This is a genomic window from Streptomyces doebereineriae (assembly GCF_031845645.1).
Classification (GTDB): Bacteria; Actinomycetota; Actinomycetes; order Streptomycetales; family Streptomycetaceae; genus Streptomyces; species Streptomyces canus.
The window spans coordinates 558,540-583,054 of record NZ_JAVREZ010000002.1 but is presented as its reverse complement, the minus strand read 5'-3'; the positions used below and the strand labels follow the sequence as shown (position 1 = coordinate 583,054).

24 protein-coding genes are annotated in these 24,515 nt (G+C 71.9%); 13 read left to right on the top strand and 11 right to left on the bottom strand.

Annotated elements, in window-relative coordinates; translation table 11 throughout:
• Positions 1 to 7: 7 nt before the first annotated feature.
• The 6 genes from RNB18_RS08245 to paaA form a co-directional block, all read right to left on the bottom strand.
• Positions 8 to 1,150 carry an acyl-CoA dehydrogenase family protein gene (locus RNB18_RS08245; protein ID WP_311713468.1) on the bottom strand — a complete coding sequence of 381 codons (1,143 nt, stop codon included), beginning with the start codon at positions 1,148 to 1,150 and terminating at the stop codon, positions 8 to 10.
• 100 nt (positions 1,151 to 1,250) lie between these two features.
• Positions 1,251 to 2,309 (bottom strand): 2Fe-2S iron-sulfur cluster-binding protein, encoded by a 1,059-nt coding sequence (locus tag RNB18_RS08240; protein ID WP_311713467.1) that lies wholly within the window; start codon positions 2,307 to 2,309, stop codon positions 1,251 to 1,253.
• A complete protein-coding gene (gene paaD / locus RNB18_RS08235) occupies positions 2,309 to 2,836 on the bottom strand; it encodes a 1,2-phenylacetyl-CoA epoxidase subunit PaaD (RefSeq protein WP_311713466.1) in 528 nt (175 codons plus the stop codon). Before paaD ends, RNB18_RS08240 begins: the two co-directional genes overlap by 1 nt.
• The gene (gene paaC, locus RNB18_RS08230; protein ID WP_311713465.1) at positions 2,830 to 3,579 is read right to left on the bottom strand and encodes a 1,2-phenylacetyl-CoA epoxidase subunit PaaC; all 750 of its coding nucleotides are present in this window, start codon (positions 3,577 to 3,579) and stop codon (positions 2,830 to 2,832) included. The genes paaD and paaC overlap by 7 nt, the downstream gene beginning before the upstream one ends.
• The gene (paaB, locus tag RNB18_RS08225; RefSeq protein ID WP_311713464.1) at positions 3,576 to 3,863 is read right to left on the bottom strand and encodes a 1,2-phenylacetyl-CoA epoxidase subunit PaaB; all 288 of its coding nucleotides are present in this window, start codon (positions 3,861 to 3,863) and stop codon (positions 3,576 to 3,578) included. Before paaB ends, paaC begins: the two co-directional genes overlap by 4 nt.
• Positions 3,860 to 4,870 (bottom strand): 1,2-phenylacetyl-CoA epoxidase subunit PaaA, encoded by a 1,011-nt coding sequence (paaA, locus tag RNB18_RS08220; protein ID WP_311713463.1) that lies wholly within the window; start codon positions 4,868 to 4,870, stop codon positions 3,860 to 3,862. Before paaA ends, paaB begins: the two co-directional genes overlap by 4 nt.
• 310 nt (positions 4,871 to 5,180) lie before the next feature.
• Between paaA and RNB18_RS08215 the strand changes: the two genes are divergently transcribed.
• Genes RNB18_RS08215 through RNB18_RS08205 form a run of 3 tightly spaced genes read left to right on the top strand, consistent with a single transcriptional unit; the run spans position 5,181 to position 8,148 of the window.
• Complete coding sequence (locus RNB18_RS08215; RefSeq protein ID WP_311713462.1) at positions 5,181 to 6,074, top strand: DUF5819 family protein; 894 nt, start codon at positions 5,181 to 5,183, stop codon at positions 6,072 to 6,074.
• Positions 6,071 to 7,405: an HTTM domain-containing protein gene (locus RNB18_RS08210; protein WP_311713461.1), complete on the top strand. Its 1,335-nt coding sequence runs from the start codon at positions 6,071 to 6,073 to the stop codon at positions 7,403 to 7,405. Before RNB18_RS08215 ends, RNB18_RS08210 begins: the two co-directional genes overlap by 4 nt.
• Positions 7,402 to 8,148, top strand: coding sequence for a TrmH family RNA methyltransferase (locus tag RNB18_RS08205; RefSeq protein WP_311713460.1), 747 nt, complete (start codon positions 7,402 to 7,404; stop codon positions 8,146 to 8,148). Before RNB18_RS08210 ends, RNB18_RS08205 begins: the two co-directional genes overlap by 4 nt.
• Here RNB18_RS08205 and paaN read toward each other — a convergent pair.
• Positions 8,145 to 9,836 (bottom strand): phenylacetic acid degradation protein PaaN, encoded by a 1,692-nt coding sequence (paaN, locus tag RNB18_RS08200; protein WP_311713459.1) that lies wholly within the window; start codon positions 9,834 to 9,836, stop codon positions 8,145 to 8,147. The two genes, RNB18_RS08205 and paaN, sit on opposite strands and share 4 nt — an antisense overlap.
• A 160-nt stretch (positions 9,837 to 9,996) precedes the next feature.
• Between paaN and RNB18_RS08195 the strand changes: the two genes are divergently transcribed.
• Complete coding sequence (locus RNB18_RS08195; RefSeq protein WP_311713458.1) at positions 9,997 to 11,514, top strand: 3-hydroxyacyl-CoA dehydrogenase; 1,518 nt, start codon at positions 9,997 to 9,999, stop codon at positions 11,512 to 11,514.
• Positions 11,511 to 12,101 (top strand): TetR/AcrR family transcriptional regulator, encoded by a 591-nt coding sequence (locus tag RNB18_RS08190; protein ID WP_311713457.1) that lies wholly within the window; start codon positions 11,511 to 11,513, stop codon positions 12,099 to 12,101. The genes RNB18_RS08195 and RNB18_RS08190 overlap by 4 nt, the downstream gene beginning before the upstream one ends.
• A gap of 2 nt (positions 12,102 to 12,103) precedes the next feature.
• Here RNB18_RS08190 and RNB18_RS08185 read toward each other — a convergent pair whose 3' ends face one another.
• Positions 12,104 to 12,604 carry an Lrp/AsnC family transcriptional regulator gene (locus RNB18_RS08185; RefSeq protein WP_394817599.1) on the bottom strand — a complete coding sequence of 167 codons (501 nt, stop codon included), beginning with the start codon at positions 12,602 to 12,604 and terminating at the stop codon, positions 12,104 to 12,106.
• 176 nt (positions 12,605 to 12,780) lie between these two features.
• Here RNB18_RS08185 and pdhA point away from each other — a divergent pair, with 176 nt between their 5' ends.
• The 6 genes from pdhA to RNB18_RS08155 all read left to right on the top strand — a co-directional run bounded on the left by pdhA (position 12,781) and on the right by RNB18_RS08155 (position 19,800).
• Entirely contained in the window at positions 12,781 to 13,926 is a 1,146-nt protein-coding gene (gene pdhA, locus RNB18_RS08180) for a pyruvate dehydrogenase (acetyl-transferring) E1 component subunit alpha (RefSeq protein ID WP_311713456.1), read from the top strand.
• A complete protein-coding gene (locus RNB18_RS08175) occupies positions 13,923 to 14,927 on the top strand; it encodes an alpha-ketoacid dehydrogenase subunit beta (protein ID WP_306978808.1) in 1,005 nt (334 codons plus the stop codon). The genes pdhA and RNB18_RS08175 overlap by 4 nt, the downstream gene beginning before the upstream one ends.
• Positions 14,927 to 16,303 (top strand): dihydrolipoamide acetyltransferase family protein, encoded by a 1,377-nt coding sequence (locus tag RNB18_RS08170; protein WP_311713455.1) that lies wholly within the window; start codon positions 14,927 to 14,929, stop codon positions 16,301 to 16,303. Before RNB18_RS08175 ends, RNB18_RS08170 begins: the two co-directional genes overlap by 1 nt.
• A gap of 103 nt (positions 16,304 to 16,406) precedes the next feature.
• The gene (locus RNB18_RS08165; protein WP_311713454.1) at positions 16,407 to 17,327 is read left to right on the top strand and encodes an NTP transferase domain-containing protein; all 921 of its coding nucleotides are present in this window, start codon (positions 16,407 to 16,409) and stop codon (positions 17,325 to 17,327) included.
• Positions 17,324 to 18,697 carry a molybdopterin molybdotransferase MoeA gene (locus RNB18_RS08160; protein ID WP_311713453.1) on the top strand — a complete coding sequence of 458 codons (1,374 nt, stop codon included), beginning with the start codon at positions 17,324 to 17,326 and terminating at the stop codon, positions 18,695 to 18,697. The genes RNB18_RS08165 and RNB18_RS08160 overlap by 4 nt, the downstream gene beginning before the upstream one ends.
• Complete coding sequence (locus RNB18_RS08155) at positions 18,685 to 19,800, top strand: potassium channel family protein (RefSeq protein WP_311713452.1); 1,116 nt, start codon at positions 18,685 to 18,687, stop codon at positions 19,798 to 19,800. Before RNB18_RS08160 ends, RNB18_RS08155 begins: the two co-directional genes overlap by 13 nt.
• Here RNB18_RS08155 and RNB18_RS08150 read toward each other — a convergent pair whose 3' ends face one another.
• Positions 19,801 to 20,649 carry an ABC transporter permease gene (locus RNB18_RS08150; protein ID WP_059208234.1) on the bottom strand — a complete coding sequence of 283 codons (849 nt, stop codon included), beginning with the start codon at positions 20,647 to 20,649 and terminating at the stop codon, positions 19,801 to 19,803. It abuts the gene before it with no gap.
• Positions 20,646 to 21,659, bottom strand: a complete 1,014-nt coding sequence (locus RNB18_RS08145; RefSeq protein ID WP_311713451.1) for an ATP-binding cassette domain-containing protein — start codon at positions 21,657 to 21,659, stop codon at positions 20,646 to 20,648. Before RNB18_RS08145 ends, RNB18_RS08150 begins: the two co-directional genes overlap by 4 nt.
• 180 nt (positions 21,660 to 21,839) lie before the next feature.
• Here RNB18_RS08145 and RNB18_RS08140 point away from each other — a divergent pair, with 180 nt between their 5' ends.
• Positions 21,840 to 22,820, top strand: a complete 981-nt coding sequence (locus tag RNB18_RS08140; protein ID WP_311713450.1) for an NAD(P)H-quinone oxidoreductase — start codon at positions 21,840 to 21,842, stop codon at positions 22,818 to 22,820.
• Between the two features lie 24 nt (positions 22,821 to 22,844).
• Here the strand turns inward: RNB18_RS08140 and RNB18_RS08135 are convergent, their stop codons facing one another.
• Entirely contained in the window at positions 22,845 to 23,603 is a 759-nt protein-coding gene (locus RNB18_RS08135) for a hypothetical protein (protein WP_311713449.1), read from the bottom strand.
• Positions 23,604 to 23,739: 136 nt separating this feature from the next.
• On the opposite strand from RNB18_RS08135, the gene RNB18_RS08130 reads away from it, so the two are divergent.
• Positions 23,740 to 24,282, top strand: a complete 543-nt coding sequence (locus tag RNB18_RS08130) for a bacterial proteasome activator family protein (protein WP_311713448.1) — start codon at positions 23,740 to 23,742, stop codon at positions 24,280 to 24,282.
• Positions 24,283 to 24,515: the final 233 nt, after the last annotated feature.

The following is a 24,515-nucleotide window of genomic DNA, read 5'->3' as shown; positions in this document are numbered from 1 at the left end:
GTTTCACCTATCCCAGAGAATGGGCCGCCAGCAGATCCCCCAACGCCTCCTCGTGCGCCGCCGCCGGGCCCAGCGACAGCTCAAGATGCTTGGCCCAGGCGTGGTACCGGTGCAGGGGGTAGTCGACGTCGGCGCCGAAGCCGCCGTGCAGATGCTGTGCCGTCTGCACCACCCGCCGCACCCCCTCGGAGGCCCAGATCTTCGCCACGGCGACGTCCCCCGCGACCGGTAGCGTGCCCCCCGCTCCCGCAGCGATCCGCCAAGCGGCCTGCCACAGCGTGACCTCCATCGCGCGCAGGTCGATGTAACGGTCGGCGGCCTGCACGGCGACCGCCTGGAAGGTGGCGACCGGGAACCCGAACTGCTCCCGCTTGCTGGTGTATTCACTGCTCATCCGCAGCACTCGCTCGCCCAGGCCGAGCGCCAGCGCACACGTCCCCGTGGTCAGCAGATCCCGCAGCCACTCCCACGCGCCCTCGACGTCGATCACGTCCCGCGCGGCGATCCGCGCCGACTCCAGCCGCAGCTCGCCCAGCCGCTCCCCACTGGTGGAGAACTGCTCGCCGAGCGCCGCGCCGTCATGGACCCGGGGCACCAGCGCGAGGACGGTCCGGTCCGCGGCCGTGTGCGCGGGGACGACGACGTAGTCCGCGTCGTACGCCCACGGCACCGCCGTCTGCACGCCGTCCAGGATCCAGTCGGCCCCCTCCCCCTCCTCCCGCCGTGCGGTGACGGCGAGTTCGGCCGGGTCATGGCCGGTGCGGCCGTTCGCGGCGACGGTCAGCACGACCTCCCCGAGCCCCGCCCGCTCCAGCAGCTCCGCCCTCAACTCCGGTCCGCCGTACGCCTGTACGGCCGCCAGGGCCGCACTGCTCTCCAACAGCGGCACCCGCGCCAGCACCTTCGCCGACTCGCGCAGCACCAGGCACAGCGCGACGGCGTCCAGGCCCGCCCCGCCGTACTCCTCGGCCGACAGCAGGCTCAGCAGGTCCGCGTCGGCGAGCCTGGCCCACAGCGCGCGGTCGAACCCGTCGGCCACGGCACCCGTCGTCAGCGCCGGAGACGGCACCGCGTCCGGCGCGACATCGGCGAACACCCCCCGCGCCGCCTCGGCCGCCGCCTGCTGCTCCTCGCTGAAGGTGAAGTCCACGGTCCCTGTCCTTCCGACGGGTCGGCAGATCGGGTCAGCTGATCTGACGGTCCGTCAAGATAGAACAGGTTCTAGGAGAAGGGAACGGGCTGCCCCCGACCTACCTGTCGAAGTCCAGCTCCACCTTCTCCGTCACCGGATGCGACTGGCACGCCAGTACATAGCCCGCCTGCGTCTCCTCCGGCTCCAGCGCGAAGTTGCGGTCCATGCGCACCTCGCCGGAGACCAGGAAGGCCCGGCAGGTCCCGCACACCCCGCCCTTGCAGGCGTAGGGCGCGTCGGACCGGTTGCGCAGCACCGTCTCCAGAAGCGACTCGCCGTCCTGGACGGGCCAGCTGCCGGCACGTCCGTCGAGCCGGGCGGTCACCGTGCTGTGCGCGGGCGCGGGGACCGTCTGCGCCGGGGCAGCCCCGGCATCCACATGGAAGATCTCCTCATGGACACGGGTACGGGCAACCCCGAGCTCCCGCAGCGCCTTCTCCGCGCCCTGCACCAGTCCGAACGGTCCGCACAGGAACCACCCCGCCACCCGGTCCACCGGCAGCAGCGCCGGCAGCAGTCCGGTCAGCCGCTCCCGGTCGAGCCGCCCGGACGGCAGCCCCGCCTGCTGCTCCTCCCGGGAGAGCACCGTGACCAGCTGGAAGCGCTCGGGGTGGCGGTCCTTCAGGTCGGCGACCTCCTCCAGGAACATCGTGGACGCGGAGGTGCGGTCGCTGCGTATCAGGCAGAACCTGGCCCCGGGCTCGCGCGCCAGCAGCGTCGCCGCGATCGACAGCACCGGGGTGATGCCACTGCCGCCGACGATCGCCGCGTACAGGCCGGGCGCCGGGTCGAGGGTGAACCGGCCGGCCGGGGTCATCACCTCCAGCTCGTCACCGACGTTGATCTCCTTGAGCGCGTACGTCGAGAAGGCTCCGCCCTCCACCAGCCGCACACCGACCCGCAGTTCGCGAGGTCCCTCTCCGTCGGGTGCCGGAGAGCAGATCGAATAGGTCCGGCGTATCTCCCGGCCGTCGGCCGTGCGGCGCAGGGCGAGATGCTGACCGGCGGCATGCCGGTACTCCTCGCGCAGCTCGGGCGGCACGGTGAGCGTCAGGGCCACGGAGTCGTCGGTGAGCCGGTCGACCGCGGCCACCGGGAGCGGGTGGAAGCGGGCCATCACAACTCCTTGAAGTGGTCGAACGGTTCACGGCAGTCGAGGCACCGCCGCAGCGCCTTGCACGCGGTGGAGGAGAACCGGCTGAGCAGTTCGGTGTCGGCGGAACCGCAGTGCGGGCAGAGAACGGCCTCGGCCGCCGTGTCGAGCGTCCGCGTCGGCCCGAGCCGCACCGCGACCGGTCCGGCCGCCGCCGCGAGGCGGGGCGGCGCTATGCCGAACTCCCGCAGCTTGCGACGCCCTTCGGCCGTGATGTCGTCGGTGGACCAGGCGGGCGCGAGGACCGTGCGGACGGTGACCTCCCGCACGCCGTGTTCCCGCAGCACCCGCTCTATGTCCAGGGACATCGCCTCGATCGCCGGGCAGCCGGTGTACGTCGGAGTCAGCTCGACGTCGACCGAGTCCGCGTCCCGGACATGCACCGCGCGCAGCACACCCAGCTCGTGCAGGGTGAGCACGGGCAGCTCGGGGTCGGGCACCGAACCGGCGAGTGCGAACAGCTCGGTCTCCAGCGGGGTGAGCGTCACCATGACGCCCCCGGGTGGCTGCGGTGCAGGTGCTGCATCTCGGCGAGCATCCGGCCGAAGGACTCGGTGTGCAGGCCCTGTCGTCCGGCCCCGGCGGCCCACGCGCCCGTGCGCGGCCCTTCGGGCACGGTCAGGGTGGCCCGGCGCAGGACCTCTCCCACGGACGCGAGCCAGGCGGCCTCCATGCGCTCCCGGTCGACGTCCACTGCCTCCACCGGCTGGAACATCTCGCCGGTGAACCGCCACAGCGCCTCGCAGGCCCGCCGGGTTCGCTCGTGACTCTCCTCGGTGCCGTCGCCGAGCCGCAGGGTCCACTGCTCGGCGTGGTCGCGGTGGTAGGCGACCTCCTTGACGGCCTTCGCGGCGAGCGGGGCGAAGGGGCCGTCGCCCGCGGCCAGTTCGGCGTAGAGCAGGTGCTGGTAGGTGGAGAAGTAGAGCTGGCGGACGATGGTGTGGGCGAAGTCGCCGTTTTCCTGCTCCACCAGCTGGAGGTTGCGGAAGGCGCGCTCCTCGCGCAGATACGCCAGTTCGTCCTCGTCGCCGGCCATGGACAGCAGCAGCCGGGCCTGGCCGAGCAGGTCCAGGGCGATGTTGGCGAGGGCGACCTCCTCCTCCAGGACGGGGGCGTGGCCCGCCCACTCGCCCAGGCGGTGCGAGAGCACCAGTGCGTCGTCGCCGAGGGCCAGGGCGGCCGCGATGGGAACCGGGGAGGGCGTGGGAGCAGCCGTCGTCTCAGGTGCGGTCACAGGTGCTTCACCCCCTCCGGGATCTCATAGAACGTCGGGTGGCGGTACGGCTTGTCGGCGGACGGGTCGAAGAACGGGTCCTTCTCGTCGGGCGAGGAGGCCGTGATCGCGGACGAGGGGACCACCCAGATCGAGACGCCCTCGCCGCGGCGGGTGTACAGATCGCGTGCGTTGCGCAGGGCGAGCTCCGCGTCCGGGGCGTGCAGGCTGCCGGCGTGGGTGTGGGAGAGGCCGCGGCGCGAGCGCACGAAAGCCTCCCACAGGGGCCAGTCGGTGTTCGTCATGCGCGCGTCGCTCCTGTCTCGCCGGTGTGCTTCGCCGCGTGGGCCGCGGCCGCCTCCCGCACCCAGGCGCCCTCTTCGTGCGCCCGCCGGCGCTGGGTGATCCGCTGTTCGTTGCACGGTCCGTTGCCCTTCAGGACCTCCCGGAACTCCGTCCAGTCGATCGGGCCGAAGTCGTGGTGCCCGCGCTCCTCGTTCCACCGCAGGTCCGGGTCGGGGAGCGTGAGGCCCAGGGACTCGGCCTGGGGAACGCAGATGTCGACGAAACGCTGCCGCAGCTCGTCGTTGGAATGACGCTTGATCTTCCAGGCCATCGACTGCGCGGAGTGCGCGGACTCGTCGTCGGGCGGGCCGAACATCATCAGGGACGGCCACCACCAGCGGTCCACCGCGTCCTGAGCCATCGCGTGCTGCTCGGGCGTGCCGTTGCTCAGGGCCAGCAGCGACTCGTACCCCTGGCGCTGGTGGAAGGACTCCTCCTTGCAGACGCGGACCATCGCTCGCGCGTACGGGCCGTAGGAGCAGCGGCACAGCGGGACCTGGTTGGTGATCGCGGCGCCGTCCACCAGCCAGCCGATCGCGCCGACGTCCGCCCAGGTCAGGGTCGGGTAGTTGAAGATCGATGAGTACTTCTGGCGGCCGGAGTGGAGCTTGTCGAGGAGTTCGTCGCGACCGGTGCCGAGGGTTTCCGCCGCGCTGTAGAGGTAGAGGCCGTGCCCCGCCTCGTCCTGGACCTTGGCCATCAGGATGGCCTTGCGGCGCAGGGAGGGCGCGCGGGTGATCCAGTTCGCCTCCGGCTGCATGCCGATGATCTCGGAATGGGCGTGCTGTGCGATCTGGCGGACGAGGGTCGCGCGGTAGGCGTCGGGCATCCAGTCGCGCGGCTCGATGCGCTCGTCGGCGGCCACCGTTGCGTCGAAGGCGCTCTCGTACGCGGCTGTGTCGTCGACGGCGCCCTGAGCGCCGTACGTCTGTGTGCTCACCGTCTGGTGCGCGGCTGCTGTCGCCATGAGGCCCCCTCGACCTGGGCTCCGCCGGAACCTGCTCCCGACCGATCGTTCGGTTCGTGCGATTCCATGGTGTGCCGGGCGCCGTAAGGTGTCAACCGCTGTGGAAAACCCACCCGGCTCCCTGTGGAAAACCGGGGCGGGAGTGAGAACGGCCACGGCGGGGCCGGTCGGAAGGGGCTGTGCGGGGCGGTCGGGCCTGAGTACCGTGCCGGTGCGAGCCGCGGCGAGGGGCGCGCGCGTCGGCCACGGCCGTTGCGGCCCCCCTGCGGCCGGGCGGCGGTGAACGGACCGGAATCGGGAACGGGGCGGAATGGACGCGTACGACGGAGGCTCGAACGCCCGGCGACAACCGGGCGCCCCGAGCGAGCCGGGCGATGCCCCCGAGCCGGAGGGGCCGGACGGGCCGGAAGGGCCGGAGAGGGCGCAAGCGCCAGGCGAGCCGGCCGCGCCCTCACAGCCGCAGGAGGAGTTCCCCGCACCGGACAGTGAGCCCGCCGACCCCTCCGCGATACGCCGGGCCGCAGCAGCCCCCGCCCCCTACGGCGACCCCCACCCCCCTACCGGCGTGGCCGCTCTCTCCCTCCGCTACCAGATCGGCGTCGCCCTGGCGCTCGCCGTCGTGGCCGTCGCCGTCTGTGTGCACATTGGGATGGTGTTCTTGCACGTCGCGCCACAGAACACGGTGACCAAGCAGCACGGCAGGGCGGTCGACGACTGGGTCTACCCCGAGTTCGAGCAGAACTGGAAGCTCTTCGCGCCGAACCCGCTCCAGCAGGACATCGCGGTGCAGGTCCGGGCCCGGATACGCAGCGCTGACGGCGGCAGCCGTACGACCGGGTGGTACGACCTGTCCGCCCAGGACGGCCGGGCCATAGACGGCAATCCGCTGCCCAGCCACACCCAGCAGAACGAGCTGAGGCGCTCCTGGGACCTCTTCGTCGCCACGCACGACGCCGACAACCGCCCGGTCGGCGTGCGCGGCACCCTGTCCGAGACGTATCTGCGCCGCATCGTGGTGCTGCGCCTGGACCGCGACGACGCGACCGCGCCGGGCGACGTCCTCGTGAGCGTCCAGGTCCGCTCCAGGACCACGAACGTGCCCCCGCCGAAGTGGAGCGACGAGAAGGTCTCGGTGCAGCCGGTCTACCGCGAGCTGCCCTGGTGGGCCGTGACGGCGGACGACACCGAGGGGAGCGTCCGGTGAACCGGTTCGTCCTGGCGGTGTCGACCGGCATCGCACGCGTCACCGAGGCCGCCCTCGGCCCCTACCAGACCGCGATGATCCGCATCGGCTTCAGCGCGACCTGGCTGCTGTTCCTGCTGCGCGAGTTCCCGCACCGCCAGGAGCTGTACGGCCCGGACGGTCCCTGGAACTGGAACCTCGCCGAGCAGCTGATATCGATCAACGGCGCGTTCACGACCCTGATGTGGTCGGACGGCCAGTTCTGGTTCGAGACCGTCTACATGCTGGCCGTCCTGGCGAGCCTGCTGCTGCTGCTCGGCTGGCGCACCCGGGCGATGTCCGTGCTCTTCATGGTCGGCGTGCTCTCGCTGCAGAACCGCAGCATCTTCATGGGCGACGGCGGCGACAACGTCCTGCATCTGATGTGCATCTATCTCGTCTTCACGCGCTGCGGCCAGGTCTGGTCGCTGGACGAGCGGCGGGCCCGGCGCACGCGGGAGGCACGCGCGCGTGGGGAGCATGTCGTGGACCGGGCCAGTCCGGCCCTGTGGGGCGTCCTCGGGCTCGTGCTGGTGTCAGCGGCCTTCCTGGACAAGTTGAACGGCGACTGGTTCGTCCCGGCGCTTCTGTGGGTCCTGTGGTCGGCACAGGCCCTGTGGTGGGCGGTGGGACGGTTCGCCCGGTCCGGCCAGCCGCGGATCATGCTCGACGTCATCGCCAACATCGTCCACAACGGCGCCCTGCTCGTGATCATGGCCGAGGCCTGTCTGATCTACGCGACGGCGGGCTGGTACAAGATCCAGGGCTCCCGTTGGCAGGACGGCACCGCCGTCTACTACCCCCTCCAGCTGGACTCCTTCTCGCCGTGGCCCGCCCTCGCCGACCTGCTGTCGGCGCACGGCGTCATGGTGATGCTGGTGACCTACGGCACGGTCGCCGTGCAGGTCGCGTTCCCGTTCACGCTGTTCAACCGGCGGGTGAAGAACATCCTGCTGGCCGCGATGATCACCGAGCACGCCGTGATCGCGGTCGTCCTCGGCCTGCCGTTCTTCTCGCTGGCGATGATCGCCGCCGACTCGGTCTTCCTGCCGACGTCCTTCCTTCGCCGACTCGGCGACGGGGCCGCACGCGCGCGTGGCCGCCTGTGGGCGCGCTTCCCGGGCGGGGGCGGCCAGGGGCCGGGGCTGCCCGGGCAGCGCGGTCCGAAGGGGCAACGGGGTCTTCAGGGGCAAACGGGCCCCCAGCAGCCGGGCGCATCGAAGGAGCCGGAGTCCGCGCGGACCCCGGGGCCCACCGGCGGCCCCGGCGACCCCGAGAACCCCGATCACACGCACGTAGGCTTCCCCGCATGACCGGTCCCGATCCCGTGAGCCTGTGGCACCGGCTCGCCGACACCTCCGTGCTGCTCGACGGCTTCCACGCCCTCAAGCACGCCGTGCGCTTCGGGGCCGATGTCCCGGTGGCGGTCGCCGTCGACCGGGGCGCCGCGCTCGCCCTGGCCGAGGAGCTGGCGCCGGACGTACGGGACACCCTGGACGCGCTGCTGACACAGGTCCCCGAGTCGACGTACGCGTCCCTCGTACCGCGTCCGCACCCCACGGCGGTGGCGGCCCTGGCCGTACGGCCGTCCCGGGCCGCCCACCTCGAGAGGCTGGCGCACACACCGCGTACCGCCCCCGTCGTGGTCCTCGACAATCCACGCAACCTCGGCAACGCCGGCGCCGTGATCCGGCTGGCCGCGGGCTTCGGGGCGACCGGCGTGGTCACCACGGGCACGCTCGACCCCTGGCACCCGACGGTCGTACGTGCCGGCGCGGGCCTGCACTTCGCGACCGCGGTGGAGCGCCTGACCGTCGCCGAGCTGCCGCCCGGCCCGGTGTTCGCCCTGGACCCGGAGGGCGACGACATCCGGGGCGTGAAGCTCCCGGACGACGCCGTCCTCGCGTTCGGCTCGGAGCGCAGTGGGCTGTCGCCCGAACTACGCGCGCGTGCCGGTCATCTGGTGGCGCTGCCGATGCGCCCCCAGGTCTCCAGCTACAACCTGGCGACGAGTGTGGCGATGACCCTCTACCACTGGAGCCTCGGCGGGTCCTAGGCCTCCCGGCGCACCTCGACCACCCGGAACCGGTTCGCGACGAAGGCCCCGTCGCACAGCGCGGCGTTCGCCGCGGGGTTGCCCCCTGATCCGTGGAAGTCGGAGAACGCGGCAGTCTGGTTGACGTAGACGCCGCCCACGAGGTTAAGCGACAACTGGGCCGCCTCCTCCAGGCAGACTTCCTGGACGGCCTGTTCGACGTCCTCGTCGGTGGTGTACGCGCCGACTGTCATGGCGCCCTTCTCGCGAATCGTCCGGCGCAGCAACTCGACCGCCTCGGAAGCCGAGTCCACCGCCACGGCGAAGGACACCGGCCCGAAGCACTCACTCATGTAGGCGGCCTCGTCGTCCGGCTTGGCTCCGTCCAGCTTGACGACGACGGGGGTGCGGACGACCGCGCCCGGGAACTCCGGGTTGGCGATCTCCCGCGACACCAGGGCGACTTCTCCCAGCCCCGCCGCGGCCTCCAGGCGATCCTTCACGTCCGGGTTGACGATCGCGCCCAGCAGGGCGTTCGCGCGCGCGTCGTCGCCGAGGAGGCCGTCGACGGAGCGGGCCAGGTCGGCGACCACCTCGTCGAAGGTCTTGGGGCCCTCGTCGGTGCGGATGCCGTCCCGCGGGATCAGCAGGTTCTGCGGGGTCGTGCACATCTGACCGCTGTACAGCGACAGCGAGAAGGCCAGGTTGGCGAGCATCCCCTTGTAGTCGCCGGCCGACTCCACGAGCACCGAGTTGACGCCGGCCTTCTCCGTGTAGACCTGCGCCTGACGGGCGTTGGCCTCCAGCCAGTCGCCGAACGCCGTCGAGCCGGTGTAGTCGATGATCCGGATCTCCGGGCGCGTGGCCAGGGTCTTCGCGATGCCCTCGCCGGGGCGCTCGGCGGTGAGTGCCACCAGGTTCGGGTCGAAGCCGGTCTCGCTCAGGACGTCCCGCGCGACCTGGACCGTGAGCGCGAGCGGCAGCACCGCGCGCGGGTGGGGCTTCACCAGGACCGCGTTGCCGGTGGCCAGGGAGGCGAACAGGCCCGGATAGCCGTTCCACGTCGGGAAGGTGTTGCAGCCGATGACCAGGCCGATCCCGCGCGGGACCGGCGTGAACTGCTTGGTGAGTGCGAGCGGTTCGCGCTTGCCCTGAGGCTTGGTCCACTCCGCGGTGTCGGGTGTGCGGACCTGCTCCACATACGCGTAGGCCACCGCCTCCAGGCCGCGGTCCTGCGCGTGCGGGCCGCCGGCCTGGAACGCCATCATGAACGCCTGGCCGCTGGTGTGCATGACCGCGTGCGCGAACTCATGGGTCCGGTCGCTGATCCGCTTGAGGATCTCCAGGCACACCACCGCGCGGATCTCCGCGCCCGCGTCCCGCCACGCCTTCTGGCCGGCCTTCATCGCGGGCAGCAGCACGTCCACGTCCGCGTGCGGGTACTCGACGCCCAGCTCGATGCCGTACGGCGAGACCTCGCCGCCCACGAAGTCGTCCGTGCCGGGCTGGCCGAGGTCGAGGCGGGTGCCCAGGAGGGCGTCGAAGGCGGCCTTGCCCGCCGCCATGTCGAGGCTGCCCTGCTCGCCGTAGGCCTTGGGATGCTCCGGGTGCGGGGACCAGTACGCGCGCGTGCGGATCGCTTCGAGCGCCTGGTCGAGGGTGGGCCGGTGCTTGGCGATCAGCTGGTGGACGGTCAGTTCGGCGGCCATGCGGGACCAACTCCTCGTCTTTCGAACTCTTCGTCGAGCTCATGACCTGGGCAGAAACATGGGCAGGAACAGCCGGACAGAGTTAGAGTAACCGAACGATCGGTCGGGACAAGGGGGTCCGCCGCATCTGTGGAAAACCCCGTGCGGGAGGATCGCGCACATGACAGGACTCGACCTCAGCAGCCCCGTGGCCGTTGTCGGCACCGGCACCATGGGCCAGGGCATCGCCCAGGTCGCGCTGGTCGCCGGGCATCACGTGCGGCTGTACGACGCCGCCCCCGGCCGCGCCCGGGAGGCCGCCGACGCGATCGGTGCCCGCCTTGACCGGCTCGTCGAGAAGGACCGGCTCACCGCCGCCGACCGGGATGCCGCGCGCACCCGTCTCGCGGCCGCCGAGCACCTCACCGACCTCGCGGACTGCACCCTGGTCATCGAGGCCGTCCTGGAGCGACTGGACGTCAAGCAGCAGCTCTTCCGTGAGCTGGAGGACATCGTCGTCGAGGACTGTCTGCTCGCCACCAACACCTCCTCCCTGTCGGTGACGGCCATCGCCGGTGCCCTGCGCCACCCGGGCCGCTTCGTGGGCCTGCACTTCTTCAACCCCGCCCCGCTGCTGCCACTGGTCGAGGTCGTCTCCGGGTTCGCCACCGACGTCTCCTCGGCCACGCGCGCGTACGAGACGGCACGCGCGTGGGGCAAGACGCCGGTCGCCTGCGCCGACACCCCGGGCTTCATCGTCAACCGCATCGCGCGGCCCTTCTACGCCGAGGCGTTCGCGGTCTACGAGGCCCAGGGCGCCGAGCCCGCCACCATCGACGCGGTCCTGCGCGAGTGCGGCGGCTTCAAGATGGGCCCGTTCGAACTGACCGACCTGATCGGGCAGGACGTCAACGAGTCCGTGACGCACTCCGTGTGGCGGGCCTTCTTCCAGGACGTGCGCTTCACGCCCTCGCTGGCCCAGCAGCGTCTGGTCGAGTCGGGCCGGCTCGGCCGCAAGAGCGGACAGGGCTGGTACGACTACACGGACGGCGCCGAGCGCGACGAGCCGCACACCGCGGAGCCGGCCCAGGCGCCCGCGTACGTCGTCGCCGAGGGTGACCTGGGCCCCGCGTCCGAACTGCTCGCCCTGATCCGCGAGGCGGGCATTCCGGTCCGCGAGGAGGAGGAGGACCACGGCACCCGGCTGGTCATGCCGAGCGGCGGACAGCTCGCCCTCGCCGACGGCCAGACCTCGGTGGAGTTCCGGGACGTCGTCTACTTCGACCTCGCCCTCGACTACCGCAGGGCCACGCGCATCGCGCTGTCCGCCTCCCAGGACACCTCGCAGCAGACCCTCGGCGAGGCCGTCGGGCTCTTCCAGGCGCTGGGCAAGGACGTCAGCGTCATCGGTGACGTGCCCGGCATGATCGTCGCCCGTACGGTCGCCCGCATCGTCGACCTCGCGCACGACGCCGTCGCCAAGGGCGTGGCCACCAAGGAGGACATCGACACCGCGATGCGGCTCGGGGTGAACTATCCCCTCGGCCCGTTCGAGTGGAGCCGCAGGCTCGGCCGCAACTGGGCGTACTCCCTCCTCGACGACCTGCACCTGCGCGACCCCTCCGGGCGGTACGCGCCCTCGCTCGCGCTGTACCGCCATGCGTACGCCTCCGACAAGCGGGAGGGCAGCACCTCATGACGACCGCCAAGCGGGACACGTACACCCCGGAGACGCTGCTGTCCGTCGCCGTGCAGATCTTCAACGAGCGCGGCTACGACGGCACCTCCATGGAGCACCTCTCCAAGGCGGCCGGTATCTCCAAGTCGTCGATCTACCACCATGTGTCCGGCAAGGAGGAGCTGCTGCGCCGGGCCGTCAGCCGGGCCCTGGACGGCCTCTTCGGGATCCTCGACGAGGAGCACGCGCGCGTGGGCCGTGCCTCCGGCCGCCTGGAGTACGTCGTGCGGCGCATGGTCGAGGTGCTGATCGCCGAACTCCCGTACGTCACCCTGCTGCTGCGCGTGCGCGGCAACACCGGCACCGAGCGCTGGGCCCTGGAGCGCCGACGTGACTTCGACCACCGGGTCGCCGAGCTTTTGAAGGCGGCGGCCGCGGACGGCGAGGTACGCGGCGACGTGGAGGTACGCCTCGCGACCCGCCTGGTCTTCGGCATGATCAACTCCATCGTGGAGTGGTACCGCCCGGACGGGCGAGGGATGAACGAGCGCGAAGTCGCCGACGCGGTCGTGCAGTTGGTGTTCTCCGGGCTGCGCGCACAGCCCTGACGTCAGCCCTGCGGTTCCAGGTCCTCCTCCTCGAAGACCAGGAGGGTGCGGGTGCTGAGGACCTCCGGGATCGCCTGGAGGCGGGTCAGGACCAGCTCGCGCAGGGATCTGTTGTCGGACGTGTGGACCAGGAGCAGCACGTCGAAGTCCCCGCCGACCAGGGCGATGTGGGAGGCACCGGGCAGCTGTCTGAGCTGTTCTCGGACCGTTCGCCAGGAGTTCTGGACGATCTTCAGGGTGATGTACGCCGAGGTGCCCTGGCCCGCGCGCTCGTGGTTGACGCGGGCTCCGAAGCCGCGGATGACGCCGTCCTCGACGAGCCGGTTGATCCGCGCGTAGGCGTTGGCGCGCGAGACATGGACCCGTTCGGCGACCGACCTTATCGACGCGCGGCCGTCCGCCTGGAGCATCTGGAGGATGTCCTGGTCGATGGCGTCGAGCGGACGCGGGGGTGGGAGGGGGACGCCGCTCTCCGGGCCTTCGGCCATTTGTTCAGTTGCCATGTCCCCCCGCCTCCCTGTCATGGACGTACTGCGTTCATTGGAGGCTGTGGAGAACCGTTTGTCCACAGCCTGAGGGGGCCGGTAGCCAAAATGTGCCGACGACCGAACAATCGGTAGGTGAGGCGCCTCACACACCCGTGGTGCGCCACCAGCCGCTCCCACGAGGAGGTGCCGTCATGACGGTCATGGAGCAGCGGGGCGCGTACCGGCCATCGCCGCCGCCCGCATGGCAGCCCCGCACGGACCCCGCGCCCCTGCTGCCCGACGCGGAGCCACGACGCGTCCTCGGCACCGACGCGGCCGCCAAGGCCGACCCGGCCCTGCTGCGCCGCCTGTACGCCGAGCTGGTGCGCGGGCGCCGCTACAACACGCAGGCCACCGCCCTCACCAAGCAGGGCCGCCTCGCCGTCTACCCGTCCAGCACCGGACAGGAGGCCTGCGAGGTCGCCGCCGCGCTGGCCCTTCAGGACCGTGACTGGCTCTTCCCCAGCTACCGCGACACCCTCGCCGCCGTCGCCCGAGGCCTGGACCCCGTCCAGGCGCTGACCCTCCTGCGTGGCGACTGGCACACCGGCTACGACCCGCGCGAACACCGCGTGGCGCCCCTGTGCACCCCTCTCGCCACCCAGCTCCCGCACGCCGTCGGCCTCGCGCACGCCGCCCGCCTCAAGGGCGACGACGTGGTCGCGCTCGCCATGGTCGGCGACGGCGGCACCAGCGAGGGCGACTTCCACGAGGCGCTGAACTTCGCCGCCGTCTGGCAGGCCCCGGTGGTCTTCCTGGTCCAGAACAACGGCTTCGCGATCTCCGTTCCGCTCGCCAAGCAGACCGCGGCCCCGTCGCTGGCCCACAAGGCCGTCGGCTACGGCATGCCGGGGCGGCTGGTCGACGGCAACGACGCGGCTGCCGTGCACGAGGTCCTCAGCGCCGCCGTACGCCACGCGCGCGCGGGCGGCGGACCCACTCTGGTGGAGGCGATCACCTACCGCGTGGACGCCCACACCAACGCCGACGACGCGACCCGCTACCGCGGCGACGCCGAGGTCGAGACCTGGCGCGGGCACGACCCGATCGCCCTTCTGGAGCACGAGCTGACCGAGCGCGGCCTGATCGACGAGGCGGGCATCGAGGCCGTGCGCCAGGACGCCGAGGAGTTCGCCGCCGGGCTGCGCCAGCGCATGAACCAGGACCCGGTCCTCGACCCCGTGGACCTGTTCGCCCATGTCTATGCCGAGCCCACCCCGCAACTGCGCGAGCAGCAGGCGCAGCTGCGTGCCGAGCTCGAAGCCGAGCACGACTCTCACGGGGGTACGCGCCGATGACCACCGTCGCCCTCAAGCCGGCCACCATGGCGCAGGCCCTCACGCGCGCGCTGCGCGACGCGATGGCGGCCGACCCCACCGTGCACGTCATGGGCGAGGACGTCGGCACCCTCGGCGGTGTCTTCCGGGTCACCGACGGGCTCGCCAAGGAGTTCGGCGAGGACCGCTGCACGGACACCCCGCTAGCCGAGGCGGGCATCCTGGGCACGGCCGTCGGTATGGCGATGTACGGGCTGCGACCGGTCGTGGAGATGCAGTTCGACGCCTTCGCGTACCCGGCGTTCGAGCAGCTGATCAGCCATGTGGCGAAGATGCGCAACCGCACGCGCGGGGCGATGCCGCTGCCGATCACCATCCGGGTCCCCTACGGCGGGGGCATCGGCGGTGTCGAGCACCACAGCGACTCCTCCGAGGCGTACTACATGGCGACGCCGGGGCTCCACGTCGTCACGCCCGCGACCGTCGCCGACGCCTACGGCCTGATGCGCGCCGCCATCGCCTCCGACGACCCGGTCGTCGTCCTGGAGCCCAAGCGGCTGTACTGGTCGAAGGACTCCTGGAACCCGGACGATCCCCGAACCGTTGAACCGATAGGCCGCGCGGTGGTGCGGCGCTCGGGCCGGAGCGCCACACTCATCACGTACGGCCCGTCGGTACCCGTGTGCCTCGAAGCCGCCGAGGCCGCGCGGGAGGAGGGGTGGGACCTCGAAGTCGTCGACCTGCGCTCACTGGTGCCGTTCGACGACGACACGGTCTCGGCCTCGGTGCGGCGGACCGGGCGTGCGGTCGTCGTGCACGAGTCGGGCGGGTTCGGCGGACCGGGCGGGGAGATCGCGGCCCGGGTCACGGAGCGCTGCTTCCACCATCTGGAGGCGCCGGTGCTGCGCGTGGCCGGGTTCGACATCCCCTATCCGCCGCCGATGCTGGAGCGTCATCACCTGCCCGGCGTGGACCGGATCCTGGACGCCGTGGGGCGTCTGCAGTGGGAGGCGGAGAGCTGATGGCGCAGGTGCTGGAGTTCAGGCTGCCGGATCTCGGCGAGGGCCTGACCGAGGCGGAGATCGTCCGCTGGCTGGTGGAGGTCGGCGACGTCGTCGCGGTCGACCAGCCGGTCGTCGAGGTCGAGACGGCCAAGGCGATGGTCGACGTCCCGTGCCCCTACGCCGGTGTCGTCACGGCCCGTTTCGGCGAGGAGGGCAGCGAGCTCCCGGTGGGGGCTCCCCTGATCACGGTGGCGGTCGGAGCGGCGGCCCCCGGCGCTTCGACGGCGGACTCCGGCGGTTCGGCGGGAGGCTCGGGCAACGTACTTGTCGGGTACGGCACCTCCGAGGCACCCGCGCGGCGGCGGAGGGTACGCCCGACACCCGCCGTACCCGCGGCCGCGAACGGCCGGAGCATCGCCGCCGAGGCGGTTGAGGAGCAGGATGACGGGCGCCGGGCCCAGACGGCCGGAAGGGCGGACGAGTCCGGTGCGACCGTGGTGGACGGGCCCGTTCCCGTGATCTCGCCCCTGGTGCGCCGGCTCGCGCGCGAGAACGGCCTCGACCTCAAGGAGCTCACCGGCTCCGGCCCCGACGGACTGATCCTGCGGGCGGACGTCGAGTACGCCCTGCGGGCCGCCGCCGTACAGACGCGGCCGGCACCCGTGCCGGCCGCCACCCCGGCGACCGCCCCTGCGACAACCGCCGGAGGGACCCGCGTCCCTCTCAAGGGCGTCCGGGGCGCCGTGGCCGACAAGCTCTCGCGGAGTCGGACCGAGATCCCCGACGCCACCTGCTGGGTGGACGCCGACGCGACGGAACTCATGCGCGCGCGTGCCGCGATGAACGCGGCCGGCGCTCCGAAGATCTCCCTGCTCGCGCTGCTCGCCCGGATCTGCACCGCCGCCCTCGCCCGCTTCCCCGAGCTCAACTCCACCGTGGACATGGCGGCCAGGGAGATCGTCCGGCTGGACGCCGTGCATCTGGGGTTCGCCGCGCAGACCGAGCGGGGACTGGTCGTGCCGGTCGTGAAGGACGCACACGCGCGGGACACCGAGGCCCTGTCCGCGGAGTTCGCCCGGCTGACCGAGGCGGCCCGCACCGGCACCCTCACCCCCGCGGAACTCACGGGCGGCACCTTCACGCTGAACAACTACGGCGTGTTCGGCGTCGACGGCTCCACGCCGATCATCAACCACCCCGAGGCCGCCATGCTCGGCGTCGGCCGCATCGTCCCCAAGCCGTGGGTGCACGAGGGCGAGCTGGCGGTGCGCCAGGTCGTCCAGCTCTCGCTCACCTTCGACCACCGGGTGTGCGACGGCGGCACCGCGGGCGGCTTCCTGCGGTATGTGGCGGACTGCGTGGAACAGCCGGCGGTCCTGCTGCGCACCCTGTGACCGCGGCGCCGGCACACCGCGGTCGCGACCCCGGCACCGGCACCGCGCGAACGCGGCGCCGCCGCACGTTCCCTGTGATCGCGGCGGCACGCATACTCGGGGGGTGACCTCGTACGAGCCCTCGCGCGATCCAGGCGCCGGTCCCGTGTACGACGTCGTCGTGCTCGCCGGCGGTGCCGCCCGGCGGCTCGGCGGCGCGGACAAACCCGGTGTGCGGGTGGGCGGACGCGCCCTGCTCGACCGCGTCCTCGCCGCCTGCGCCGACGCGGGCACCACCGTCGTCGTCGCCGACCCCCGCCCCACCGCCCGGCCGGTGACCTGGGCCCGCGAGGACCCGCCCGGCGGCGGCCCGCTGGCCGCCCTGGACGCCGGCCTGCGACACACCACGGCGCGGTACGTCCTGGTGTTCTCCGCCGACCTGCCCTTCCTCCAGGACGGCACCGCACGCCTGCTGCTGACCGTTCTGCGCACGGGCGGCGCCGACGGCGTGCTGCTCACCGACGCCGACGGCCGCGACCAGCCGCTGGTGGCCGCGTACCGCGCGACCTCGCTGCGGCACGAACTCGCCGCACTCACCAAGGAGCACGGCGCTCTCACCGGCCTTCCGCTGCGCCGGCTGACCGCGGCGCTCGACCTCACCCGCGTCCCCGACCCCGTCGCGTCCTTCGACTGCGACACCTGGGACGACATCGCCACCGCCAGGGCACGCATCAGGGAGCATGGGCACGTGTTGGATGAATGGATTTCCGCAGTCAAGGACGAACTGGGCATCGACCTCGACGTCGACACCGGCGTGCTGCTCGACCTCGCCCGTGACGCCGCGCACGGCGTGGCCAGGCCCGCGGCACCCCTGACCAGCTTCCTCGTCGGCTATGCCGCCGCGCAGGCAGGCGGTGGTCCCGAGGCGGTCGCCGAGGCCTCCCGCAAGGCGGCGGCCCTGGCCCTGCGCTGGGCCGACGAGACCGACGGCGACACCGCCGCCACGCCCGACGGGGGCCCCGACACCCGCCCGGACGCCGGATGACCGCCCGGTCCCTGCGGAGCGGCGAGGACGCCGAGGACGCCGAGGAGTTCGACGTCGAGGAGGCGCTGGCGCTGGTGAAGGAAGACAACGGTGCCGCCCACCGTGCCCCGGTACCCCCGCCCCAGGCCTCCGGTCGCGCGCCCGAACCGCCCGCCCACCACAAGGCGACCCCCTGGACCGAGGCCCGCGCCACGGCCGCCCGGGCCGCCCGTGCCGTGACCCGCGGCGCCCGCCGCGCCCCCGTCTCCGTACGGCTCGAGGACGCCCTCGGTCTCACCCTGGCCGCTCCCCTCGACGCTCTCACGGACCTCCCGTCCTTCAACACCTCGGCCATGGACGGCTGGGCGGTCGCGGGACCCGGCCCCTGGGACGTACGGGACGAGGGCGTACTGGCCGGACACGCCGAGCCCGCGCCCCTCACCGACGGCGAGGCGGCCCGGATCGCCACCGGCGCGCGCATCCCCCCGGACACCACCGCCGTCCTGCGCAGCGAGCACGGGCAGACCGACGAGAAGGGCAGGCTGCACGCCACCCGGGAGGTCGTCCACGGCCAGGACATCCGCCCACGCGGACAGGAGTGCCGCAGCGGCGACCAGCTCCTGCCGCCCGGCGCCCTCGTCACCCCGGCCGTCCTCGGTCTCGCCGCGGCCGCCGGATACGACACCCTCACCGCCGTCCCCCGCCCCCGCGTCGAAGTCCTCGTCCTCGGCGACGAGTTGCTCACCGAGGGTGCTCCGCGCGACGGCCTGATCCGGGACGCGCTCGGGCCGATGCTCCCGCCCTGGCTGCGCGCTCTCGGCGCCGAGGTCACCACCGTACGCCGGCTCGGTGACTCCGCCGCGGCCCTGCGCAAGGCCGTCACCGGCTCCCACGCCGACGTGATCGTCACGACCGGCGGCACCGCGGCCGGACCCGTCGACCACGTCCACCCCGTGCTCGGCCGTATCGGCGCCGAACTCCTGGTCGACGGCGTCAAGGTGCGTCCCGGTCACCCCATGCTGCTGGCCCGCACCAAGGAGAACCAGCACCTCGTCGGCCTGCCAGGCAATCCCCTGGCGGCGGTCTCCGGCCTGCTCACGCTCGCCGAGCCGCTGCTGCGCACCCTGGCCGCCCGCCCGGCCCCGGAGCCGTACACGCTGCCCTTGCGGGACGAGGCCCACGGTCATCCGTACGACACCCGGCTCGTCCCGGTCGTCCTGCGCGGTGACAGTGCGGTTCCGCTGCACTACAACGGTCCGGCCATGTTGCGGGGCATCGCGGCCGCCGACGCCCTCGCCGTCGTACCGCCCGGGGGTGCCCGTCCGGGGCAGGAGGCCGAACTGCTCGATCTGCCCTGGGCGTCCGCCGGAATCGGGGTGTGTTTCACGTGAAACTTCCGGGCCATGACGCGATCGCCCGCCAGGCGGACGAGCATCTCGTGACCCACAAGGTGAAGCTGCCGCGCACGGTGGTGGAGCACCCGTTCCGCCAGGTCGCCAAGCGGGTGCTGATGGCCCTGCTGGTCCTCGCGGCGACCGCCTTGATCGTCTACACCGACCGTGACGGCTACAACGACAACTCCGACCAGTCCGTCGACTTCCTCGACGCCTGGTACTACGCGACCGTCACCCTCTCCACCACGGGATACGGCGACATCACCCCGGTCAGCGATGCCGCCCGGCTCACCAACATCTTCGTCATCACGCCCCTGCGTGTGCTGTTCCTGATCATCCTGGTCGGCACGACGCTCGAAGTCCTCACCGAACGCACCCGGGAGGAGTGGCGGCTCAACCGCTGGAGGTCCACCTTGCGCGACCACACCGTCGTCGTCGGCTTCGGCACCAAGGGCCGCTCGGCGATCCAGACCGTCTGCGCGACGGGTCTGAAGAAGGAGCAGGTCGTGGTGGTCGACCCCAGCGGCAAGGCGATCGACGCCGCGACCGCCGACGGCTATGCGGGGATCGTCGGGGACGCCACACGCAGTGAGGTGCTCAAGCGTGCCGAGGTGCACAGGGCGCGGAAGATCATCATCGCCACCCAGCGCGACGACACGGCCGTCCTCGTGACCCTGACCGCCCGGCAGCTCAACAAGGGCGCCAAGATCGTGGCCGCCGTGCGCGAGGAGGAGAACGCGCCGCTGCTCAAGCAGTCCGGTGCCGACGCCGTCATCACCAGCGCCAGTGCGGCCGGCCGGCTCCTCGGTCTTTCCGTGCTCAGCCCCGCCGCCGGCATGGTGATGGAGGACCTCATCCAGCAGGGCAGCGGGCTCGACATCGTCGAACGACCGGTCATAAAGGCCGAGGTGGGAAGGAATCCGAGGGAGACGGAAGACCTCGTGGTGAGCGTTCTGCGCGGGCACCGGGTGCTCGGCTACGACGATCCGGCCATCGGGACGCTGGAGCTGACGGACCGGCTGATCACGATCGTGCGCGCGACGCCGGGCACCCAGGTGGCACCCGACGCGCGCCCGCTGCCTCCGATGCCCTCGCAGTGATCACTTGCGGTTGTAGAGCCGCATGGTGACCGGCCCGAAGACCGCGATGAACAGGCCCGCCCACCCCAGCGACCAGGCGATCTCGTCGGCGGGCCAGTCGCCCGCCATCAAGCCGCGCACGGCCGAGGACAGATGGGTGATGGGGCTGTTGTTGACGAAGGCCTGGAGCCAGCCCGGCATCGTGCGAGGGTCGACGAAGACGTTGGACAGGAAGGTCAGCGGGAAGATCACCATCATGCTGACGCCCATCACCGACTTCTCGGTGCGCAGCAGCAGCCCGAACATCGTCCAGATCCACGAGAAGGCGAAGGAGAACACGACGAGCAGGGCGATCCCGGCGAGCACACCACCGACGCCGCCGTCCGGGCGATAGCCGAGGATCACACCGACGGTGAGCATCACGACGGATGCGATCGTGTAGCGCAGGGCATCGCCGAGCAGATAGCCGACCATCACCGACGGCCGCCAGATCGGCAGCGTGCGGAACCGGTCGAAGACGCCCTTCTCGATGTCGGTGTTCACCGAGACGCCGGTGTACATGGTGATCATCACGACCGACATCACCAGGATGCCCGGCAGCAGGAACTGGATGTACTCCTTCGGGGACCCGGCCAGGGCGCCCCCGAACAGGTACGTGTACATCAGCACCATCATGATCGGGAACGCGGTGACGTCGAAGAGCTGCTCCGGCACATGCTTGATCTTGAGGATCGCCCGCCAGCCGAAGGTCAGCGAGGCCGACAGGGCGCTCGGGCGCGGTGGACGCTCTCCGGTGACCAGCAGTGCGGCCAGCGACTCCGCGCTGACGGGGGCGAGGTCCTGGGCCTCGGTCTGTGTCGCGGTGCTCATGCCGCCACCTCGTCCTTGTCGTCGTGGGCGTCGCGGTCGTCGTGCGTGTCGTGTCCGGTGAGGGCGAGGAAGACCTCGTCCAGGCTGGGCTGGCCCAGCGAGAAGTTGTCGACGGTGATCCCGGTGCGGGCCAGCTCGGCGAGGGCGCGCGAGGCCTGTTCGGCGGCGGTGTCACCGGTCGCCGAAGCGAGCCGGGCCGTCAGTGCGACCGAGTCGGGTTCCAGCTGCACCTGGGCGTCCAGGGCCCGTCGTAGGATCTCCGCCGCCTCGGGCCGCCGCCCGCCGTCCCTGAGACGCAGATGTACGGTCCCGGCGCCCACCGAGGCCTTCAGCTCGCCCTTCGTGCCCTCGGCGATCACCCGGCCGCGGTCGATGACGGCGATCCGGGAGGCCAACTGGTCGGCCTCGTCCAGATACTGCGTGGTCAGCAGCACGGTGGTGCCCTGGGCGACGACCGCGCGCACGATGTCCCAGACCTGGTTGCGGCTGCGCGGATCGAGGCCGGTGGTCGGCTCGTCGAGGAAGAGCAGTTCGGGTGTGTTGAGGATGGACGCGGCGATGTCGATACGGCGCCGCATGCCGCCGGAGTAGTGCTTGACCTGCTTCCCGGCCGCGTCCGAAAGCCCGAAGGCTTCCAGGAGCTGCCCGGCACGCTCGCGTGCGGCCTTCTTGTGGTGGCCGAGGAGGCGGCCCAGCAGGACCAGGTTCTCGGTGCCGGTGAGGTCCTCGTCGACGGAGGCGTACTGGCCGGTGAGGCTGACCCGGCCGCGGACCTCGTCGGCCTCGCGGACCACGTCGTGGCCGAAGACGTGGGCCTCGCCGCCGTCGGGCCTGAGCAGTGTGGCGAGCATCTTCACGGTGGTGGTCTTGCCGGCGCCGTTCGGGCCGAGGACGCCGTAGACCGTGCCGGCCGGCACGGCGAGGTCGACTCCGTCGACGGCCCTGGTCTCGCCGAACGTCTTCACCAGGCCCGCGGTTTCGATGGCCAGGGCTGACGTGTGCTGGCTCATGGTGGGATGTCCTTCCGCGTTCTTGGGTTACGCATGGGAAGACCTTTACCGTCGCGCAAACTCATCGGTGGTGCACAGCGAATTTCGCAAGGACCGGTCCAAGGGCGGAGACCGCATGGGACCGCGGACCGAGCGGCGGGGGCCGAGGGAGCGCGGAGAACGAGGAGTAGCGTCGGGCGCATGCATGCGATCACGATTCCCGAACCCGGTGGACCCGAGGCGCTGGTCTGGAGCGAGGTACCGGATGCCGTGGCCGGCGAGGGTGAGGTGCTGGTCGAGGTGGTGGCCGGCGCCGTCAACCGCGCCGACATCCTGCAACGGCAGGGCTTCTACAACCCCCCGCCCGGCGCCTCCCCCTATCCCGGCCTGGAATGCTCCGGACGGATCGCCGACATCGGCCCCGGCGTCTCCGGCTGGGCCGTCGGCGACGAGGTGTGCGCGCTGCTCGCGGGCGGCGGCTACGCGGAGAAGGTCGCCGTACCGGCCGGACAGCTGCTGCCCGTGCCCAAGGGCCTCGACGTGCGGCGGGCGGCCGCGCTGCCCGAGGTGGTCTGCACGGTCTGGTCGAACGTCTTCATGGTCGCCCACCTGCGCCCCGGTGAGACCCTGCTGGTGCACGGCGGCTCCAGCGGCATCGGCACGATGGCGATCCAGCTCGCCAAGGCCGTGGGCGCCAAGGTCGCGGTGACCGCGGGCACACCGGAGAAGCTGGACCGCTGTGCCGAGCTCGGCGCGGACATCCTGATCAACTACCGGGAACAGGACTTCGTCGAGGAGGTCAGGAAGGCCACCGACGGAGCGGGCGCCGACGTCATCCTCGACAACATGGGCGCGAAGTACCTCGACCGCAACGTCACGGCACTCGCCGTCAACGGACGGCTCGCGATCATCGGCATGCAGGGCGGCATCAAGGGCGAGCTGAACATCGCCACGCTGCTGAACAAGCGCGCCGCGATCAGCGCGACCTCACTGCGGGCGCGGCCGCTGGAGGAGAAGACGGCGATCGTGGCGGCCGTACGCGAGCATGTGTGGCCACTGCTGGACGCCGGGCACATCCGTCCCGTCGTCGACCGCGAGCTGCCGATGAGCGACGCGGCCGCCGCGCACCGGGTCGTCGAGGAAAGCGGCCACATCGGCAAGGTCCTGCTGGTCACGCCGTAGCCGTTCCGGCGTTCCGGTACGGCTCTACCCGCGCCGTACCCGCAGCGCGAACAGGCCGAGCCCGAGCCCCAGGCCGACCAGCACCAGCCCGGTGCCGAGCGGCAGGATGAACACCTTGGGCGCGGCCGCGGGCCGCTGCGCGGGTCGTGACGGTGCCACGGCGGTCCGCGGGGGCGGCTCCGACACGGCGGTGAGGTCACCGTCCCCGGCATCGGCCTGTCCGGAATCCGTGCCGTCGGCGTCCGCCTCCTCCTCCACCGGCTCCTCCCGCCGCCCCGGCCGCTCCCGCCCCTCACCCGCACGGCTTCCGGCGCGGGACGGGGTGGCGGCAGAGGGGGAGGGAGCGAGGGAGGCCGAGGGTGAGGCGCGCTCAGGGCCATGGCCCCGCGGGGAATCCGAGGGGCCGACGGGCGGAGAGGGCGCCGGATTCGTGGCGGGGTGCCGCCGTCCGTGAGCCGCCCCCGCGCTCGACGGGGTGTCGGAGGGGGAGGCCGACGAGCTCGGGGCGGTGCGCGGCGGGGTCCCGGTGGCGAGGGACCAGTCGGTCCTCCGCAGCGGCCGGTGGCCGGGTAGCCAGGACGGCGACCGCGAGTCGGTGAAGGAGGGCGGCGCGCTCGCGGTGCCGCGCGGGCGCCCCGAGCTCGTCGGGCCTGCCGAGGTGAGGGGTTGCGACTCGGCGCCGTAGGCCTGAGGCGTCCCGTACAGCCGACCGCCCTGCGGCAGGACGACGGTGCTCGAGCCCACCACGATCGCCAGTACCGTCGCGCGTAGCCAGGGAGTCACGGGACAAGCCTGGCATCCAGGCAGGAGACCGGCATTCCGGGCGGCGCCAGGGGAGCGATCCGCTCTGCGGACGGTGGATCAGCGTGTAGCGGGGGCACCTCACCGGTGAGGTGTACGGGTGCGAGAGAATGGCGGCATGGAGATGCCGAGGAACGAAGGTTCGCCGGAAGGTCCCCAGATCCTGGTCGTGGGCCAGGACGGGATGGCGCTGGGCGGCGGGGGTGACGACGACTCCCGCGAGGTTCCGGTCACGGAGATGGTCGAGCAGCCCGCGAAGGTCATGCGGATCGGCAGCATGATCAAGCAGCTGCTCGAAGAGGTGCGCGCGGCTCCTCTCGACGAGGCCAGCCGGGCGCGGCTCAAGGAGATCCACTCGAGCTCGGTGAAGGAGCTGGAGGACGGTCTGGCCCCCGAACTCGTGGAGGAGCTGGAGCGGCTCTCCCTGCCCTTCAACGACGAGGTGACCCCGAGCGATGCGGAACTGCGCATCGCCCAGGCCCAGCTGGTGGGCTGGCTCGAGGGCCTCTTCCACGGGATCCAGACCACGCTGTTCGCCCAGCAGATGGCCGCGCGGGCCCAGCTGGAGCAGATGCGCCGCGCGCTGCCCCCGGGCGTCGGCGGCCATGAGGAAGGTGTCGACCCGCGCGCCGGCGGCCGCTCGGGCGGACCGTACCTGTAACCCCCGACCTGAGAAGGGCCCGGCAGCCGACGCTGCCGGGCCCTTCATGTCGCCGGTGGGAAACGCTCGTTCGGGTTCTTCTTCCGGGGGAGGTCCGTGCCCGGTCGGCGTGCCGGGGGTCGGCGGGCGTGACCTTGGCCACGGAGTCCCGTTCCGTACCGCCCGTCCCCGCGGAAGCGAGGTGCCCGTTCCGTGACCGTACGCGAAAGAAAGGTCGCGCGGGTGTTACAGGT